Raw genomic sequence first — 19898 nt, 5'->3', positions numbered from 1 at the left:
CCCAGCATTAACTATGTTAATAAAATAACTTTTTACTGAAATATATATTTTAGCGATCGCTCGTTTCCAATCCGACATCACAAAATCGCGTTGCTCCCAACGACGATTTAGTTGACGTATAATTAAATCCTGTTGTCCTTCTTCTTTGGCTCTTTCACGGTCTTGCTGATACAGTGGTTCTAATCGCATAATTAACTCCCTATCATCCGATTCTAAATTTTGATTGATCCTTAAATTTTCACGCAGGTTGTAAACTAATTCTAGCGTCGCTTGCTTGTATGGGTGATTCAATGGTAACGCTGATAATTCCAAAATCGCCTGTGACTGCACACTTCCCCTACCAAGAATTCTCAACCACAACGTTCCTGGTGTTTGCGGTAGTTGATGTATGGCTACAATTGCTGTCCGTAAAGCATCACCTAAAAAGTATACTCCTGGCAACCAACCCTCTTTCTGATTAACGTTAAAGCTCGATAGTATTGTTGAGGATGCAGTTGGAGTCAAAATCCATAGTTTAGGAATATTTGATTCCTGGAGTTTGGTTTTATTCGCTTTAGCATCTCGCCGCAATCCAGCTTTTACTTCTAATAATTTTTGAAGACAATCACAAATTTCATCACCAGAAGCTGCATTGCGAAATGGTTCTAATATTGCCGGAAATTCGGCAAATTTTCCTAGTAGTCCTAGCACTTCTAAATTAGAGTTTTGCTGTGCTGAAGGAGTAAATAGGACATCAATTTCTTTGATTTCTCCTGATATTTTTTCCGATGATTTTACTTCCCCGTATGATTTTAACAGTTCTTCCAGATAATCTTTAGCAAATTCGTCATGTACAAACCGAGTCATTCAATTTAGTTTACTCAGAAGATGTTTGAACTGATTAATAATATTTTATTCTTCATTGGTGATTGAACAGGGTGTAGGGTGTAGGGTGTAGTGAAGACGGTGTTGGAAGAGGATTCAGACCCCTCCCAACACTTTCGCCCTGAAAGGGCGGGGCTTGTATCCCGACGGTTGTTGGGGCTGAATATCCCCCACACCCCACACCCTACACCCCACACCCCGCCCCAACGGGGCTTGGTCAAGAATCATCGACGTTCTACGTCGGTGAGTATGTCAACAGCCAATTAGTCAAAATGTGAGCAAATAATGTTGCGTGCTGAATACTAAGCTATTGAAGTGATAGCGTTGACTGATATCCTGATAAGGATAGGAATAAGTACATTGCCTCGTCAGTTTTAGCGGCGGGAGGCGAAGATAAAAACATTTAGGGGAAACGTTACAAAGGCTTGTACAATTCATGCGATTGCCACACTAATATTGAAACTAACAGAGTAGTTAAAGCCAACCCTTTCCTATGAGGGGAAACATCGGAAAATAATCAGGAAGAAAGTCCAGTGGCTAAACATCAGTCCAAACAGCGCTCACAACAACACGTCTCTAGCACAGGGAGAGAGCTTACTGAAAACTCTTTCGGGATGCAACTACAAGAATTGCTGAAGCAGAAAAAATATCGGCAGGCATTGGAAGAAATCAAAAAAATTCAGCGAACGCACCCTGGGATTGAATTTACTCCCAAAGAATCAGAAATTTGGTTGCTGCGGGGACAACAAGAATTTCAAAAGCAAGATTTTAAACAGGCAGAAAAATCCTTTGGACGCGCTCTCGAATTAGGTCTAATGGGAGAGGCTCACTACTGGCAAGCTAAATGCTTGCTGGAATTGAATCAGTTGGATGTAGCCCTAAACTTACTCCGTGATGCTTTTGAGACAGGCAACCTGATTAAGGACTACAGCATCTGTTATCTCAAACTTTTATTGCTTAAAGGAGATACCGCCACAGTTGAGCAGTTAATTGACCAACAATCCAAACGCTTTAGCGCTGCTCAACTCCACTGGGTACGCGGGGTACTGGCTCTAAAGAATGGCCAACCAGAAGCCGCTTTGACATCTCTTCAAAAAATTAAGCGCCCCATCACACCAGGAGATTTACCAAATGCTTGGATTATTTACAGCCAGCAAATGAGTGGTAATTGGAATGCTGCTGCTAATTTGTTGGGGTTGCAGCCATCTAAATACATCTTCAGCCGACCAAAATATTTAGAAAATCCAATTTTAGAGCAATTGGCTACTGCCCAACAAGCCAAGACAGGAATTCCACCTCTAGAAGCCCAGAATCTGGAACGAGAAGATCCACTTATCCAAGATGCACTATCAGCGTTGGCGATTGTACAGCTAATTGATGAAGGTAATCATCATGATGCAGCCCATATATTGCTACAGATGCTCAAGCGTTCCACTCGTTTCTCAGAACTAAATAACCTGCGAAAATCACTATTTACTCTTGCAGGTCAACAAGCACTAAATCAAGGAAAAACAGAATGTGCAGAGCTATTTTGGCAGCCTTTGTTAGCAGAGAAACCCTTCAATCCCCAGTTGGCAGTCAACCTGTTAGAAGTCTTAGACGCTAACGATTCTGACAAAGAACGCCCACGCGTTGTCACTCAATTTTTGCGGTGGTTAGAGCAGGAAGGAAAACAAAAACCGCAAGAATGGCCAGATACACGCTTAAAACCAACCTTAGCTCATCTGCACTGCTGGATGGCAGATGCCTACATGGCAATAGGTCGGGAACGTGCCGCTTTAGGAGCTTTGCAACAAGCAGAACGCATCTGTCCCACATCGCCAGAGTTACTAGGACGCAAGGGACTAGTTGCTGCCTCAGAGGAAAATTATACTGAAGCGATCTCACTGATTACCCAAGCTATTGAAGGCGGATGTCGGTATGCAGAAGTTTACGGTACCTTGCTGGCTTGTTGGGAGGAACTAGGAGATAAACTTGCACTCAATGAAGCCCGTCGCAGTTTTGGTAAGCACTTTGGCGACTTTAATATTGAAACTGAGGTGGAAATATTACCTTGGGTAGATGCTCTATCTACGTTAAGCTATCCCCTCTTCAGTCGTTTGGTGCAGACAGAAGATAACAAAGACCCAACCATAGGTGCTTGTCAGATATTTGTGAATGCAGTGCAAGGTTCACCCAATTCCGGCGGTCGAGTTTCATTAGACCAAAAAGCAGCAGTCGAAGCATGGGACAGTCTTCTGAAAAAATTATCTGGTCAAGAACAAATTCCTGTATTGCAGGCGATATCTCTTTCTATTCATCTATTTGCTAAACGAGAAAAAGGTATAGCCGCTTTAATAAATCAATATCTGCAAAAATTGTTTAACCTATCAACAGAACACCCAGAAGCGAGAGTTGCCCATTTAGTTGTTTTAGCTGTCAAAGAAAACAGTTCCCAAAAACTAGAACCTCCTCTACGTAACTACCTCGACACTATGCCACAGCCAGGAAATGCTCTGGCAAATATTCAACTCCAGGTGCGCCGTTTTGGCGAGATTACAACCCTTGTACCTGCCCTGTCAGAAGCACTACGTCGAGAACCCCAAAATCCTTTGCTACTATTAGCTAGAGCTACTACTTACCAGGTTGATCACCCAAACTATGAACAATTCAAGCAACAGGGTTTTGAATTAGCCCGTCGTTTACAAGATGCCAAAGCATTGCAAGCATTTCGGGAAGAACAGGCTTTTCTCTCCGCTCAAGAAGTAACTAGCATAATGCCAGACCCAGACAATTTTGACAATTTGGATATGTCAAATATTGATGAGTTATTAGAGGGGATGCTAAAAAAAATGTTGGGTAACAAAATGTCCAAAGCTGAGTTTGAACGGATGCTTCCAGAACTCAAGCAAATGATGTTAAACAGTATGCCTAACTTCGATGAAGATGAAGATGAGGAAGAAGAAGAGCCAAACTTAGACTTTATCTTTAGAAACTTACCACCTACATCTAAGAAACGAAAGGGTAGGAGAAAAGGAGGTTTTCAAGAATTGTTTTAAAATTTCTTTTTAAGGGGGTTGTATTTAGTAATGATAACCAACAAATAGTAAATTGGGAATTGGGAATTTTTTATGAATGACCACTACGAACAATTAGGAATTTCTCCAGGAGCAACAAGCGCCCAAATTAAGGCGGCGTATCATGCCAAGCTGCGTGAATTTCCCGCTCATACTTATCCAGAAGAGTTTAAGGCAATTCGAGGAGCTTATGAGGCAGTTCGTAAAGGAGAAACAACTCAACATGAGGATTTTTTTAAATTTCGTCCACTAGAGGCCCAACTGAACCCAGAGATATTAAAGCAGGTGCGAGAAAAAGCGATTAAGCAACTAGAAGTTAGCCTGGATGATTTAATTCGTGCCACATTTTAAATAATTCGTAATGGGCTACGCCCCGCTACGCTCTAAGCAAAGCTATGCCGCAAGCTTTACGCAATTCGTAATTGTTAGTTACTTGATTTTTCTAATGTCCGCTAACTATTGACCAATAACTAATGACTAATCACAAAGAAGCTTTATTTGCCAAATTTCTAGATTATTTACACTCGGAACAACCACTCCCTGAATATCTGGGTGAACCACCAGAATCCGCTAATTCCTTTGACCCCTATCAAATGGTGGCAGAATGGACTGCCCTACGCCATGAAGTTAAGCAACAGGGTAAATTATTACGTTCTAGCCAAGATGTTCTTGTGCAAGCATTGGAAGTAACTCGCGCAGATAAAGAACAGTTGCAGATACGTCTGGAAGAAAGCCAAAAACAGGCATGGGGACAATTTGAGCAGCAGCAGGAGAAACTGTTAAAAGATTTGCTGGGTATCCTAGATGCTTTAGATCAGGCTTGTACTTACTGGCAAGAGGAAATAGAGGCATTATCTGCTACCTCAAAACCAAAACTAGCAACACAGAAAAGCTTTTGGGAGAAACTAGGACAGTGGTTTACTGGCAAGGAATCTCACTCAATAGTGTCTGAAAAATCACTAACATCATCAGATTTAAGTGAAATTTTAACCAGCAATCAACAGGGTGTGGAGTTAATTAGGCGATCTCTTTTAGAGTTACTACGACAACGGCGTGTTGTTCCAATTCCAGCACAGGGCAAACCTTTTGACTCCCAGACAATGTATGCTGTGGGACGTGAGTCCAGAACAGATGTTACAGATAATACCGTAATTCAAGAAGTAGTGCGGGGTTATTTATGGGGCGATCGCATTTTGAGGGAAGCACAGGTGATTGTAGCGGCACAAGGGACTCTTGATTAGGGACGCTTAGGCTGGGGAAATTAGTGCAGTTTACTTTTAATGGAATTTTATGAAAGCAGTTGGTATTGACTTAGGCACAACAAATTCCGAAGTGGCGATTGTCGAAAACGGACAGGTGCGGGTATTGCCAGGTGAAGATGGCGACTTAATTTTACCTTCCTGTGTGGGATTTAGCGATACAGGTAAACTGCTAGTGGGACGTGAAGCACTCCGTCAGTATGCTGCGGCTCCTGAACGCACTGTGAAGTCAATTAAGCGCTGGATGGGAACTGACCACAAAACCACTTTAGGAGATAAAGAATACTTACCTCATGAAGTTTCCGCTATTATTCTCCGCGCTCTGAAACAACGGGCTGAAAATGCTTTAGGAGAAACAATTACCCAAGCAGTGATTACGGTTCCAGCCTACTTTACGGACGCTCAACGGCAGGCAACTAAAACTGCTGGCGAGATAGCTGGTTTGGAGGTACTGCAAATTATCAACGAACCAACGGCGGCGGCTTTAGCTTATGATTTACGCTCCGAAGAGACAGAACGAGTTGTAGTTTATGACTTGGGAGGTGGTACTTTTGACGTGTCGGTAGTTGAAATTACAGGCGAAGTGACAGAAGTACTAGCTAGTCATGGTAATAATCGCTTGGGTGGAGACGATTTCGACAGACTTTTACAACTTTATCTGGCGGATTTATTCCGCAAACAGCATGGTGTCGATGTGCCAGATGATGCAGCTACCCAGGCGCGTCTCCTGAGAGCAGCAGAGCAGTTAAAAATTGACCTGAGTTCCCATGCTTTTGCCACAGTCCGGGAAGCCTTTTTAGGTAGTAAAGGCAAGACTGCACTACATCTGGAGACAGAAGTAGCACGAGCAGATTTTGAAAAATTGGTTCGCCCACTCTTGGCAGAAACCCTAGAGGCAATTGACCGCGCCCTAACAGATGCCAGCCTGGAACCCAATGAGATTGACCGGATTATCCTAGTTGGTGGTTCTACACGCATTCCTCTAGTGCAACAAATGATCCAAGAGCATCTGGGACAAAACCCCACCGATGGCATTCAACCAGACCTTTGTGTAGCCTTAGGAGCAGCTTTACAAGCTGGGGTGCTGGTAGGTGAATCCGTGGATGCGATTCTTGTAGATGTGATTCCTCATTCTCTGGGCATTGCTGCGGCTGTGCCTACACCAATGGGTATTATGCCAGGTTACTTCAGTGTGATTATTCCCCGCAACAGCGTTGTTCCCGTTTCGCGCTCTCATGTTTATTCCACTTTGTTTGATGAACAAGAAGTGGTAGAAATTGAAGTTTTTCAGGGAGAAAATACGGTTGCTGAAGAAAATGTTCCTCTAGGTTCCTTTAGAGTGGAGAACTTACCACCCAAACCAGCAGGAGGTATTGAAGTCGAGGTTCACTTTGACTTTGACCTGAATGGTATTCTCACTGTCACCACCACTGAGAAAGGCAAAGGGCAGCAAGGGACACTAGTAGTAAATAATGCAGGTATGCAAAAACTTTCTAGCCATGAATTAAAGCAAGCAAGGGCAGATTTAGAGGCATTATTTGAAAGTGATGAAACAATTGAAATCTCTTCAGAAGATATAAGCGATGCAGTAGAAATCACGCCAGAATTAGCAACACTTTTAAACCGCGCGGGGCAAGCACTTCTTACTGTAGACGCAGAACAAGCTCTTGAATTGCAAGACTTATTAGACCAGATTGAAAATGCGATTGCTAACAATGGTACAGAACTAGCTCAGTTACAAGAAGAACTGGAAGATTTTCTTTACTACGCCAGTACAAATGAGTCAGAGTAAAAAATTATGAAATGTCCTGTCTGTGGTACAGTTTATCGCCCAGCTAAGGGAAGCAAAGGATCTCTTGAGCAGACTAATGATAATTACAAGGAAAAAACTGCTACTATATCTCCTTCTTCTTCCTCACCAACTTGCAGACGCTGCAAAGCAGACTTGTCTGACTTGTTCCGTTTGCATGACCAAGCTATCTGGTATCACAGACAAGCACTACATTTATTGTCACAAAAACGTTATCCAGAAGCAGCAGCGCATAACAATCAAGCTCTAGCTTTGTATTACAGCAATGCAGAGTTCCATGCCTTAGCTGGTAAATTGTCGGCATTACAAGGAGAATTTCGAGAAGCCATATTTTCCTGGCAACAAGCACTTAAGTTTGACTCACAAAATTCCATTGCTTGTAATTGCCTGCAAATGATCCAGGTAATGGCAGAAAATTATTATGCTTAAATGCAATAACGACGTGCCAAGGCAGGAATTGAACCGATTATCTGTGTAGGAACAGGTACGGCGGCATTTGGTGATTCTGCAATAGTAGAAAAGGTGTAGCGCTCTGACACGGGATGTAGGATTACCAAGAGGCGGTGGTTGGCCAAATAGCAAAAGTTGTTCCTGGACTCTGGACGTTGACAAACATTGTCTGACCATCACCGGAGAAGCAGACCCCGGCAAACTCGGATGTATTAAGGGCATTCCTCGCAAACTTGTAAAGACTACCACTGGGAGTGATACCTAGAATGTAATCTGTTCCATCCCCATCTTCACACAAAAAGATGTCTCGGTTAGGGAAAATCACAAGATTATCTGGATTATCTAGTACACCAGAATTGTTGGGTTCAATATAAAGCTCAACGGTATTATTGGTAGGCGAATAACGCCAGATTTGCCCATCTCCAGAACTACCCCCACTCTTACAAGTGAAGTAGACATAACCACTGCCATAAAAAATGCCTTCCCCGCCTGAAAACCTAGCAGCACCTTTGTTATACCCTTCTGTTCTGACAGTATCTGTGGCAGGATCAGGGGTGTTAATTTGTACCCATTCCACCGCTTTTGGAGTATTTTTAGGAAAACCTGTAGCTGTGTTGATTCCAGATGATCCCGTAATCTTTAGAGCGTATAACAAACCACCAGCACTGAGGTTATTTCTTTGATTAGGCACAAAGCGGTAGAACAGCCCATTTCCCCGGTCTTCCGTCATATAGATATACCCCGTGTTGGAGTCTACAGCCGCAGCCTCATGATTAAAACGTCCCATTGCAGTTAGGGGAACTGGAGTTACAAAAGTATTTGCACTACTTGGCACCTCAAATACATAACCATGCTTCTTACCGTTATTGGTTTCAAAGGTTTCCTCGCAGCTTAACCAAGAAAGAGAAGGTGTAGGACCACCAGCACAATTGCGAATAGTTCCTGCTAAAACTCCTCGATGTTCTATGAGGTTTCGGGAAGAACTAACGACTAATTTAGTACAACCGCCCCTGGCAGCAGAGTTGTACTTACTCCTTGTAGGAGCGTTCAAACCATTACTAGAAGTAGGACTAAGTTCATGATTGCGAATGAGAATTGTACTACCATTAGCTCCTGCAAAAGCACCCATACCATCATGACCACCAGGTACTCGGTAGCCATCGTTCATCGTTTGACCTGTTTTCGATAGTTGGCGATAGGTGAATCCAGCAGGCAAATCTAATATTCCGTTGGGGTCTGGTACTAAATTGCCATAAGGCCCAGCAGCGATAACAGGTTTAGCATAGAATGCTTGCAAAGGAGATAGGAGAACAGCACCTGTAGCTGATGCTCCTGCCAGAGTAAAGAAATCGCGTCTCGATAAATTCAATTTACACCCCTTAGTGTTTTATACAAGGTTTAATGGATTATATGTAACCACCCAATATTATCCAGGATGAACAGTATTTTTCTAATTAATAGAAGGTTAAATAAAGTTTATTAAAACCACTAAATTAATCTAGAAAAACCACAGATTTATGATGACTTTGCGAAAGCAATAACTAATGGCAAAAGTTACTGGGATATGAGCCAATGGTAGAGTTAGTCGCTGCGTAAACCAGAACAACTTCAATGCAAAATGCAAAATTCAGAAATCTCTTCATTCACCAATCAAAACTATGGAAGCAACAATATCAATTCCCAAGGGTTGCAGTAGCCTAGATTTACTTTTGTGCAACGAACAGAACAGAGTCAAATCATTGGCATGAAGTATTATGCCAACGATACTTTAGTTGCTACTAAGTATGGCGAGGGTTGGCGTTATTTTCTGCTATCCCACAAGAATACTGAAGACGAAGAAACTCGGCTTGAGAATAAAATAAAACTGCTCTCAGTAGAGGAATTGAAGGCGTTTTTATAGGCAGAAATTAGTAATCATTTATGCCAAATTGCACTGCTGAAACACGAGTTAAAAGCAGTTAGCGTGAGTTTTGTGTCAACTGAATCTACAGCCCAAGCACAAGCAAATAGCTAAATACAGTATCAGTCTTCAATATCTCTTCCACAATTGGAGAAATTGATTGATGCTGCAAAATTAGTTATCAGAGAAATTGCAAAGCATCCTGATTTTCAACAACTAGACTATTACCCAGACTTGACTATTGGTGATCTGAAACTGCACTTTCTTATCTGGAATCAGAACTTCAGTCACTTTCCCATAAAAATTAGTTTTTAGCAATAAAGTGGGTACATCTATTAAAATACTCATTTTTATTTTTATTTCCGTTAATAAAACGTATTAATATTGCTTATTTACAATAATTACTATTATATAATTATTAATAAATAATCTCAAAATAAAAACTATGATTGACCATGACCGAGTTTTCAAAGAATTATTATCTACTTTTTTTGTAGAATTTCTCGATTTATTTCTACCGCAAGTAGCTAGTCAAATAGACCGAGATTCAATTCAGTTTTTACCTCAAGAAGTATTCACTGATGTGACCTCTGGAGAAAAGAAGGAGATTGATTTACTCGCGCAGGTACGTTATCAAGGACAAGAAACTTGCTTTTTAATTCATATCGAGAATCAATCTTATACTGAAAAAACCTTTGCCAAGAGAATGTTTAAGTATTTCGCTCGGCTGCATGAGAAGTACGACTTACCAATTTATCCAGTTGTTATCTTTTCTTTTGATGAACCAAAGCGTCGTGAACCTCAAAATTATCGAGTTACATTTGGCGATTTCAACGTACTGGAATTTCAATTTGCTGCCATCCAATTAAACCGTTTAAGCTGGCGGGATTTTCTCACCCAACCAAATCCAGTGGCAGCAGCGTTAATGTCAAAGATGAATATTCCCAAGCTAGAGCGCCCACAGGTCAAAGCAGAATGTTTGCGATTGCTGGCAACGCTAAGATTAGATCCAGCGCGGATGCAATTAATTTCTGGGTTTGTTGATACGTATTTAAGGCTTGATGATACTGAAAAACAGGTCTTTGAATCGGCAATTAGTACAATGGGGTTAGATGAACAGGAGGAAATTATGGAGATTGTCACTAGTTGGGAACAAGAAGGCGCTCAAAAAGCTTTGGAAAGAGTTGCACTAAATTTACTGCGTGAGGGTATGACAAATGAAGCCATTGTACGAGTAACTGGGTTAACTTTGGAACAAGTACAACAACTACAAGCACAGCTTCAACAAGAAAATTAACGACCTCAGCCAATAGTCCAGCGTGATGTTATCCTCATATTTTCAAGAAAACAAATACTGCCCAATAGATGGCTGTTGACGACGTAGAGCAGTCATTGCTTGCTGCTGGATTTGGCGCACTCGCTCTCGGCTAAGATTTAGCCTTTCGCCGATTTGGGCTAAACTTTGCTCTTGGTTATCCAAAAGTCCAAAACGTAGGATTAATACTTCGCGTTGCATCGGTTTGAGTGATGCCAACAAATCACTTAGGTCTTGGCGCAACATTTCTTGGGTATTGTTTTCGGTTGGCGAAACGCCCTCCGAGGCTAGAAGTTCGCTCAGTTGGGTATCTTGGTTATCCCCTACCTTCAAATCTAGAGAAATTGTCCCACTGGCAACCTTGAGGTATTCTCGAATTTGGTTGGGTTCTAACTCCAATTTGTCAGCAATTTCTGCCACAGTAGGACGGCGACCTAGCGTTTGAAAAAATTCTCGCTGTACCTTTTTGATTTGATTGAGTTTCTCGTTAACGTGAATCGGTAGCCTGACTGTGCGAGATTTTTCGGCGATCGCTCTTGTGATTGCTTGAGTTACCCACCAGTATGCGTAGGTTGACAGCTTGTAACCACGATTGGGGTCAAACTTTTCTATTCCCCTTTGTAACCCAATCGCGCCTTCTTGAACCAAGTCCAGAAACTCTAAGTTACGGCGCTGATATTTTTTGGCGATGGAAACTACCAGCCGCAGATTTGCGGTGATCATCTTTTGCTTGGCTCTTTGCCCAAGCTCAAGTATTTGATTGACTTGAGATTCAGTTTTGTTGAGGAAATTCGCTAATTCTGTTGATGTCGGTTCTCGATTTAATTGTTGACTCAGATGCTGCCGTTGTTCTTGCATGGCAACCATTTGCTGTACTTGCCTGCCATAAGTTATTTCTTGGTCAGAGGTTAACAAAGGGAACTGACCAATCTCTTGTAAATAGATGCGTACCAAATCAGAACTCAGGCTAGACATACAACTTTAGTTTTTCTCTGCAACCAGACGGACTTAAAAGTATATAGCAAATAGCCGGAAAATTTCTTCCTTGTTCGATAGTTCAAGCAATTCGCACTAACTTAATAGATACTTCGCCAAGCTTTAACTGTTTGTGTCCCGATTTCGCTGTCAACACTTTGTCCCCCTTCCAATATCAGTCTGATGTCTAAATTTTCTTCGGGAGCATTTTTTAAAGCTGTTGCTAATTCTTTGGTAACAGCGAACTGATTGTTTGCTCCTTCTAATTGAAAAACCTGTTGTCCCACTCTCAGCAATAATCTATCTACTTTCTTGCTAGTGCTGAATTGTACATAATCTGGTCTAAAATATCTGCGCCCTACAGTGTAAAAAGAAGCGGTTGCTTGATACGAATTTATGGTTGTTAATACCCGAATACTTTGAGGTGTCCACAAGCTAATCACTTGCTTCGCATCCTCACGATATGAACCTCTTAATGAGTTGCGGTCAAAAACTCCAAACAACTCTCCTTCAAAAAGGTCTGTAATTCTCACTGGTTTCGACCAAGGCACATCCATATCTGGGGATAGCCCTGCTGATTTAACTACTGGCCAGTTATTTGTTACTTGGGCAAGGGTAACTATCTTCTCCTTCGCTAGGGCAGCAGAAAATTGGGGCGTGATGACAGCCAACCCCACGCCTAAAATTACAGATCGAATTAGTTTTTGTAAATTAATCATTGCTGATAAATACTGTTTTTATTGAGCATACTTGAACAAGTTTTTGCCCATCATCCCCCGGAAGATTATTGTTTTAAAGTTAATGCTGAGTTTCAACACTTATGCTGGCAATCTCAATCTTTGACTTTCTACTTCCCTGGAGAAAGTAATTTAACATCCCAAGTGTAAACACCTTTTTCTCCTGGTACTCTGGAGAAAATGCCTGTACGATGACCCCGTGACAATTCATTCATTACACTGGTTTTGACTTCCTTGATTTCTTGTGGGTCTAGTTCGCCATATAATGCTTCTATCACTTGCGCGACATTAAACACTTTACCTGGGTTTTGTTGCAATAAACTAGTCAGCGCATCAATTATATATTTCCCCTCAAATTCTCCCATCATCGGCACAGCATTCGCTTTGGACTGCGGAGAAGGTTTTTTACTTTTATTATTTTCTTGCTTAGAAACACTACTTTTCTGATTCGACTTGAGCAATTTTAAATCTATGGTGTAGTAACCCGATTTCCCAGGAACTAAAAACCATCTGCCGTCATTTTTCCCCTGAGTTAGTGTTGATTGAACTCTACCTCTGACTATCTTTCTCATATCTGGCTCTAACTCACCATACAGCGCACGCAACACGAAATCTACATGGCAGATATTACCCCGATGTTTTTGTAGTAGCTTTTCTACTGCTTCTATGCGCCTGAGTCCAAAGTATTCCTCCAGCATGGGAACCTCGCCCAAAGAACGCATCTCGTCCTGTGTTTGCTGTGCAGTCTCTTGATTGCCAGATGTTAGGCGCTCGCTTTGGGTGGCAGTTGATGAACTGTTGCTTTCTACATTATCGGAGGCTGCCTCCGCCGCATCCTCAGTTTCTAACAACTCATCCTCAGTTTCTACAATGTTATTGTCATTGTCTGAAGATAAGTCTTCTTGGGCAACAGTAGCTGATTCTTCGATAGCTGTCCCTTCGTTATCCTCAGAGTCTACAGAGGATACATTGGTTTCTATCGTGTCTGTGGCTGGCTGTTGTACATCATTAGTTTCTTCTTGCTCCTCCTGTATTTCTACAGTGTCATCCCCAGAATCTAAAGATGAGTCTTCTTGAGCAGGGTTAGATTCTACTGCGGTGGTTTCAGTCTCACCAATAGCATTGCTATTGTATGAGGATGGGGTTTCTATAGTAGTATCATCTGGCTGTGGAATCTCTAGCTGGGCATTAGTATCAACCATCGCTAGGAATAAATGTTCTGTTTTTAGGTTATGAATTGCTTCTAATGTGGTGTCGGTTTGGGCTAAGTTAGTCTCAGTTTCAGAAACTGTCTGGCTACCGTTTAAAGAGTCCTTCCCTTGAGCAGAAGTAGTGACCGCAACAGCCACTTGCTCTGATGTTAGGCGATTCATCTGTTCGCTTGACTTTGCTGGCCAGTTTGCTAATAACGCTTCTACATGATTGAGGTTATTTAAAGCTTGTGTGTATAACTTTTCGTACTCTTCCACAATCGGCGCGTAATAGTCACGTAATGCTAACAGTGTGTGGAGAAAGTTTTGCGGCGGAGTCTTTAATTGCATTTATGTATTATTCAAACTGCTTTATCTACTAAAATTTTAGAAAATTTTTGGTCAATAAAGAGGACAAAGGGCCGGGGCAGAGGGAGATGCGTTCACTTCTACCAGAGATATATGATGAGTATATTTGCGAATATCACGAACAAGAGGCAAAAAGCTAGAAACTGATGAGTAATCAAAAAGTCGTGCTAGTAACAGGTGCATCATCTGGGTTTGGGCAGTTAATTGCTCAAAAACTGGCTGCTGTAGGCTATCGTGTTTTTGGTACGAGTCGCAAAGAACATCCAGCCTCACCCGGTGTAGAAATGTTGAAGCTGGATGTTACGTCTGATTCTTCAGTGCAATCGTGTATCGATGAGTTGCTCGCGCGGACTAACCGCATCGATATAGTTGTAAATAATGCTGGACAAATTCATGCCAGTATGATTGAAGAAACTCCTTTAGAACAAGCCAAAGAGATTTTTGAGACAAACTTTTGGGGTGTTGTGCGTGTGACTAATGCTGTCTTGCCCATCATGAGACAGCAGCGTAGTGGGCATATTATCAATATGAGTTCTGTGGCAGGATTGATTGGCGCACCCGGTCAAGGTTTTTACTCTGCCAGCAAGTTTGCACTTGAAGGTTATAGTGAAGCATTGAGTGTAGAATTAGACCCATTTAATATTCAAGTATCTTTGGTTGAGCCTGGTTATTTCAAGACTAACTTCAACCAAGCCATGCTACAACCCACGCCTGTTAGTAGTGACTACGATAATGTACGTGATGCGATCATCTCATCTGTCGAGCGCGCGATCGCACAAGGGGATAATCCTAATAAAGTAGCACAAGCCGTTGTTCGTATTGCTTCAAGCTCCTTACCACGATTACGTTACCGTGTTGGCTATGAGGCAAAATGGTTGCCTCGTTTGAGAGCGATACTACCAGGTAAACTGTTTCGTTTTGGTGCGCGCAAACGCTTGAACCTGCCTTAAACTACTGCCCAGATTTTGTCGGCACTCTGTATATAGACCCAGCAAAGTGCTGTTGTGTACGATTGATTGGCTGATGGAGATGTAATACCAATTCGCAATTCGCAACGATGCTCCCGCCCCGCTCCGCTAACGCAATTCGCAATTCAGAAAGTCAGATATCATCTTGGTTTCAAAGTTTGCATTTGTTGCTTGATTTTGAAGAATTGGTATAAATTACCCGTTGATTGGGTTGACTTGATTAATTGCTCCCAGTGAAATAACATTCCGATAGGTAGAAGAGACAGTTAATAAAATATGCGATTATAAGCAGGAATTTATCACAAAGAACAAGATTTTAGATTTTTGATGTTGCGTTCTTTTATTCGGGTGATATTACAACAGTTGGTGTGCTTTCTCAGAACCCAGTTGCCTACTCTAGAGGTGTTGTGATTGATTTATATGATCCCTCAACTCGACAGTTGCTTATTCGAGATTTGATGGGAGCATCTTCAGGTTATTTCTGGACAGACTGTTCCCGAACCGAACTGTAACACAGTTTTGTTAGCTCTTGCTCTTAGGGGAGCGCTTACACTCCTCAAGCCAAAAATTCACAGTTGATTTTTTTAAGTGCGTCTATTTAGCTGTAAATACACGACTGAATTTGTTCTGTTCTAGCCTTCAGGCAGAAGTTTAAATGCACATATACATTAATGTATGAACCTGTTTGTTGTGTTAGGAGGTCGGTAATGCACATTGGATTTCTCAATCCCCAAGGTAACTTTGACTCAGGTAATAGTCATTTAACCCAACATCCAGATTTTGGCGGTCAACTGATTTATGTCAAGCAACTTGCCCTGGAAATAGCCCAAAAGGGTCACATGGTTGATATTCTCACTCGCCAAATTATTGACCCGGACTGGCCAGAGTTCGCCTCAGAATTTGAAACTTACCCAGGAGTTGATAACGTCCGCATTATCCGCCTAGCCGCAGGGCCAAAAGAGTTTTTGCCAAAAGAGTTGTTGTGGACTTATCTTATTAATGATTGGGTTCCTAATATTCTTAAATTTTATCAACAGCAGGGTGGTTTACCTGATGCTATGACCGCTCATTATGGTGACGGTGGACTGTGCGGTGTTTTGATTGAAGACAAAACAGGCATTCCTTTCACTTTTACGGCTCATTCTTTAGGGGCCCAAAAAATGGATAAATTAGAGGTTACTCCCGATAACTTAGAACAAATAGACGAGCAATTCCATTTTAAATACCGTATCCTTGCTGAACGCTTAAGCATGAATCGCTCGGCCATTAATATCACCAGTACACAACAAGAGCGCTTTGAACAATACTCTCATAGAGTCTATCGTGGTGCAGTAGACGTAGATAACGATAACCGTTTTGCCGTGATCCCCCCAGGAGTAGATTTTTCTATTTTCGGTAGCCAGATACATTCTCAAAATGAGGAAGTTACTCAAGAGTTTGTTCAAGGTCAATTGGCACGCGATATTGCACACTCACGGCGGGATTTGCCCATGATCGTCTCTTCTAGCCGATTAGAACCTAAAAAAAATCTGTTAGGGTTGGTACAAGCTTTTGCTCATAGTCACAAGCTTCAAGAACAAGCTAACTTAGTACTGCTGACAGGTGGCTTAGATGATCCATTGCGAGAAGACGCAAGCGACGACATTGCCCAAGAGGTGTTAATCCCGATTCGCCAGATTGTTGAACAAAGCAACTTGTGGGGTAAAATCAGTGCTTTTAGTTTGCCAGATCAAGCACAAGAGTCTCTAGCTGCTACCTATAGATTCATGGCTCAACGACATTCAGTGTTTGCGCTGACTGCGCTGTATGAACCTTTTGGCTTGGCTCCTTTAGAAGCTGCACTTACTGGTTTACCAGTGGTGGCAACTGGCAACGGTGGCCCCAGTGAAAGTTTACAAGACTCTGAGCATCATTATGCCGTACTGATTGATCCACAAGACCCTGTTGATATTGCGCGCGGCTTGGAACAGTTGTTATCTAGCCAACAACAGTGGGAATATTTTTCCCACGCAGGTCAACAACGGGTGCTAAATACTTATACTTGGGAAACTACTGCCCAAAAGTATCTGAGTTTAATTGAGGAAATTGTCTCCTCACCAAATTCACGTCGCCTCAATCAACTCTTACCCATTCATAGCTACTTTTGTAATCCACAATCACTCATTGATGTTTCTTTGCAGGAACTGCACGACCTCTACTTCAAAACCAAGTAATGGGACTTAAAACTTATCCAATAAAATCTGCAATTTTTGAGCATCACTAATAGCATATCCATTGCTATGTATAGGGTCTTCCCTGTATACAGGTAAACTCATCGCTGAACTTCAGTTTCCTGAACCTTAGACTTTGCCAAAACTGCCTGAGCCTGATTATTCGCTTGCTCAAAAACTTGTAATACCTGTGGTGTAACATTATTAATTTGCACTCTCCCAGATTCCAGCCTGAAAACCACTTCACCATCTTTTTGGGCAATCACTAAATCTCTACTTTCACTGTTGTAAGCCAAATCGTAGACTTTACCCCGAACCACAGTAAAACCATCTTGGGCAGGCTGTCCCCAAACGATGCCAATCCTTTGCGCCATTTCGGTCAGCCGACTGATGTTGTGCAAGTCTAGATTATCCTGTTGCATTGCAGCTATCGCTTTATCCGATAACGCCTGACCCGTTTTGAAAGCTTTGCCTATTTCCACAATACGATTTTTGTATTCATCAGGCTTGCCTAAGTTATGAACATTGTCGTACCAATTGCGTAGGTCTTCAATTGTCACGCTTGGATTGTGAGCTTCTTGGGTGGCGGGTGTAACTTGGCTTTGAGCTTGAGCAAATGGAATAATTTTCCCCTCAACATAATCGCCTAACGGCTCCATGTGCATTCCCCATACTTGTGACTTTCCCGTAAATAATTCTGGCAAGGCTTTGGATGAGTGTTTCTCCATATCCGCCCATTGCTGCTGATAGTTGGGGTCAGCAATCATCTGTTGGGTGATTTGGTATTGCTTACCTACTCGAATGGCTACTTGTTTACCCCCACCAGAGGCTAGAGCAATATCACCCTCCTTAAATCCATACTGCTTGCAGGGTTCATAAGCTCTAGTAGTGTGTGTTCTACCATGTCCCCTCATAGCATCAATGCAGGTATTTACTGGCAGAGGATTTTTTTCACCATACATCATCAACGGGTAGTTCATGGGGATTGCTTTACCTGTAATTACAACTTCGTTTGTTGATGTTGCCGATATTGGTGCGACTGCGGGTGGATTTGGCGAAGTCTGTTGTTCAGCTTGAGGAAACGGCTGTGACAGTTGTAAAGACTCAGGGCGGTTCGGCAGCGATCGCACCATATCCTGATACTCTTGTTGTGACTCAATGACTGCGCCAAATTTCTTAGTCATCGCCGTACTAACTTCTTCAGGGATAGTTGAATTAACCAAGTTAAATACCGCCAGTCCCTTTTTCGTTTCTAGGGGAAAATCCTCTGGTGGCAGATGCGCTCTGGCAATATTCTTCTGGGTCAACCACTTGGTTACAGCCTCCACCTTGTGATTATCAACAGCCATCTGTGTGATGCCAAGCATTTTATCTTCAGGTCTAGCGAACAATATGGTGGGACGCTCTTTGATTTTTTGCAATATCGGTGCAGTCTTTTCTAAGAGAAGTTGCTGTTCTTGGTTGAGTGCTTGAGTGCCAAAAGCCTGAGATTCCTTTGTCCAACTTTTGGGATACTTAATACTCTCTGGGTCTACTTTCAGTACAGTGGTCGAGAAATTACTTTGGAGGGTTGCTTGCACCTGTGTTAACTTTCCCGGTTGTATAGCGCCTATTTCCTGAAGAGCTTCCTTATCTTTTTTGAAAAATAACACACCCAACGGCTGACCATTGAGGAACACTGCATCTTTGACCTGGGTTTGTGAGACAACTAAAGTCAGCTTGCGGTATGAGTCATCATTAAATGTTTGCCCTTTGTAGTCATACTGCCCAATATTATTAATTTTTAGTAAATTCCCATTTGGCGATTCGGCCAGCATGAAGGAGAACTTTTCATTAGAAGAAATTGTTTTTAACTTGAGGTTAAAAGGTTGACCGTCTTTAACTAGATTAAATGCTTGCAATTGTTTCATCGAATCCGCGTCTAGTTCCCCCAGGGTTTTTCCTTCTAATTTAATTTTCACTGTTTGGTTTGGGACTGAGTTTGTCCCTATTTCTAATGTTGCCGACTCGCCATTAAATGATTGTCCTGCATAAGCGAATTTACTAATTTCTCTAACGGTAACATTTACCTCCGGCTTTCCAGGTATTGAGATTGTGGCATTGGCTGTGTATGTTTCACCAGGGATAATATTAGCTAACGCTTGAGTACCAATTGGTAGCTGTCCTGTTCTTGGCTCCAGCGATGCGTATTCCTTGTACTCGCCATCAGTATCTTGTACAAACGCTAATCTTAAACCGTGGCGCTTATGTCCCGGTGGGTGAGGAGATGCCCTGATTTCAATCGGGTATTTCTCTTGGGGATTCCATTGTTTACCACGGAAATTGTTGGACTCTTCACTCAAAGTTCCCAATGTCAACTCTTTAAATTGCAACTGCTTTAGTTGAGCTACTATCTCATCCCCAAATGCTGCAAATACGAAATTGGGGATTTTTTTGACAATTTCTTTTTGGCGGGTATCTTCATCAACCGACTCTGCTTCATTTTGGGTTGGCTTATCCTTGGCTCTATTTTCTAGTTCATCCTGCCGTGCCGCGCCAACAACCCATGCGGCGGCGGCGGCTGATAATCTCTGCTCGGTGGAAATGCTTTGTCTCAATGACTGGGCGTACTGGTTTGCCCCTTCAAACATCAGCTTCGTCTGACTACGGCTTAGTTCTGGCTTCAATTCCACAAGTAGAGCATTATTCGTAGCCATTCCTGGCTTGAGGTTGTAATCAGCCACTGACTGCTGACTCACTGTCCCCAGCTTGCGATATGCAGGTTTACCATCATCTGTCAGTTCATTATCAATTTG

Annotated in this window: 13 protein-coding genes and 2 pseudogenes; 9 read left to right on the top strand and 6 right to left on the bottom strand. The window is 42.2% G+C overall.

Translation table 11 applies throughout. From position 1 onward, the window contains the following. Positions 1-99 precede the first annotated feature (99 nt). Positions 100-846 (bottom strand): annotated as a pseudogene (locus H6G14_RS27170) (DUF4351 domain-containing protein); the annotation flags it as partial. A 551-nt stretch (positions 847-1397) separates the two neighbouring features. Between H6G14_RS27170 and H6G14_RS27165 the strand changes: the two are divergent. From H6G14_RS27165 to H6G14_RS27145, 5 genes are all read left to right on the top strand, one after another. Then, positions 1398-3902: a tetratricopeptide repeat protein gene (locus H6G14_RS27165; RefSeq protein ID WP_190571359.1), complete on the top strand. Its 2505-nt coding sequence runs from the start codon at positions 1398-1400 to the stop codon at positions 3900-3902. Between the two features lie 72 nt (positions 3903-3974). Beyond that, positions 3975-4271, top strand: a complete 297-nt coding sequence (locus tag H6G14_RS27160) for a J domain-containing protein (protein WP_190571357.1) — start codon at positions 3975-3977, stop codon at positions 4269-4271. Positions 4272-4393: 122 nt separating this feature from the next. Then, positions 4394-5161, top strand: a complete 768-nt coding sequence (locus H6G14_RS27155; RefSeq protein WP_190571355.1) for a nucleotide exchange factor GrpE — start codon at positions 4394-4396, stop codon at positions 5159-5161. A gap of 49 nt (positions 5162-5210) precedes the next feature. Further along, positions 5211-6971, top strand: a complete 1761-nt coding sequence (locus H6G14_RS27150) for an Hsp70 family protein (protein ID WP_190571353.1) — start codon at positions 5211-5213, stop codon at positions 6969-6971. Between the two features lie 6 nt (positions 6972-6977). Then, positions 6978-7418, top strand: a complete 441-nt coding sequence (locus tag H6G14_RS27145) for a hypothetical protein (RefSeq protein ID WP_190571350.1) — start codon at positions 6978-6980, stop codon at positions 7416-7418. A gap of 121 nt (positions 7419-7539) precedes the next feature. On the opposite strand, the gene H6G14_RS27140 is transcribed toward H6G14_RS27145, so the two are convergent. Continuing rightward, positions 7540-8808, bottom strand: coding sequence for an alkaline phosphatase PhoX (locus H6G14_RS27140; RefSeq protein WP_190571348.1), 1269 nt, complete (start codon positions 8806-8808; stop codon positions 7540-7542). Between the two features lie 342 nt (positions 8809-9150). Here H6G14_RS27140 and H6G14_RS33770 point away from each other — a divergent pair, with 342 nt between their 5' ends. Together H6G14_RS33770 and H6G14_RS27130 are read left to right on the top strand one after the other, a co-directional pair. After that, the gene (locus H6G14_RS33770) at positions 9151-9339 is read left to right on the top strand and encodes a hypothetical protein (protein ID WP_242053813.1); all 189 of its coding nucleotides are present in this window, start codon (positions 9151-9153) and stop codon (positions 9337-9339) included. Positions 9340-9784: 445 nt separating this feature from the next. Next, positions 9785-10636, top strand: a complete 852-nt coding sequence (locus H6G14_RS27130; RefSeq protein ID WP_190571346.1) for an Rpn family recombination-promoting nuclease/putative transposase — start codon at positions 9785-9787, stop codon at positions 10634-10636. Between the two features lie 42 nt (positions 10637-10678). On the opposite strand, the gene H6G14_RS27125 is transcribed toward H6G14_RS27130, so the two are convergent. From H6G14_RS27125 to H6G14_RS27115, 3 genes are all read right to left on the bottom strand, one after another. Continuing rightward, positions 10679-11629, bottom strand: a complete 951-nt coding sequence (locus tag H6G14_RS27125; protein ID WP_190571344.1) for an RpoD/SigA family RNA polymerase sigma factor — start codon at positions 11627-11629, stop codon at positions 10679-10681. Between the two features lie 101 nt (positions 11630-11730). After that, positions 11731-12348 carry a hypothetical protein gene (locus tag H6G14_RS27120; protein WP_190571342.1) on the bottom strand — a complete coding sequence of 206 codons (618 nt, stop codon included), beginning with the start codon at positions 12346-12348 and terminating at the stop codon, positions 11731-11733. Positions 12349-12476: 128 nt separating this feature from the next. After that, on the bottom strand, positions 12477-13907 hold the full coding sequence (locus tag H6G14_RS27115) for a hypothetical protein (protein WP_190571340.1): 1431 nt from the start codon (positions 13905-13907) through the stop codon (positions 12477-12479). A gap of 164 nt (positions 13908-14071) precedes the next feature. On the opposite strand from H6G14_RS27115, the gene H6G14_RS27110 reads away from it, so the two are divergent. After that, a complete protein-coding gene (locus tag H6G14_RS27110) occupies positions 14072-14875 on the top strand; it encodes an SDR family NAD(P)-dependent oxidoreductase (protein WP_190571338.1) in 804 nt (267 codons plus the stop codon). A 725-nt stretch (positions 14876-15600) separates the two neighbouring features. Continuing rightward, positions 15601-17106, top strand: a complete 1506-nt coding sequence (locus H6G14_RS27105; RefSeq protein WP_190571336.1) for a glycosyltransferase — start codon at positions 15601-15603, stop codon at positions 17104-17106. A 98-nt stretch (positions 17107-17204) separates the two neighbouring features. Here H6G14_RS27105 and H6G14_RS33765 read toward each other — a convergent pair. After that, positions 17205-19898, bottom strand: a pseudogene (locus H6G14_RS33765) (hypothetical protein); the annotation flags it as partial.

The organism is Nostoc parmelioides FACHB-3921 (assembly GCF_014696625.1).
Classification (GTDB): domain Bacteria; phylum Cyanobacteriota; class Cyanobacteriia; order Cyanobacteriales; family Nostocaceae; genus Trichormus; species Trichormus parmelioides.
This window is presented reverse-complemented; position numbering and strand designations above follow the sequence as displayed.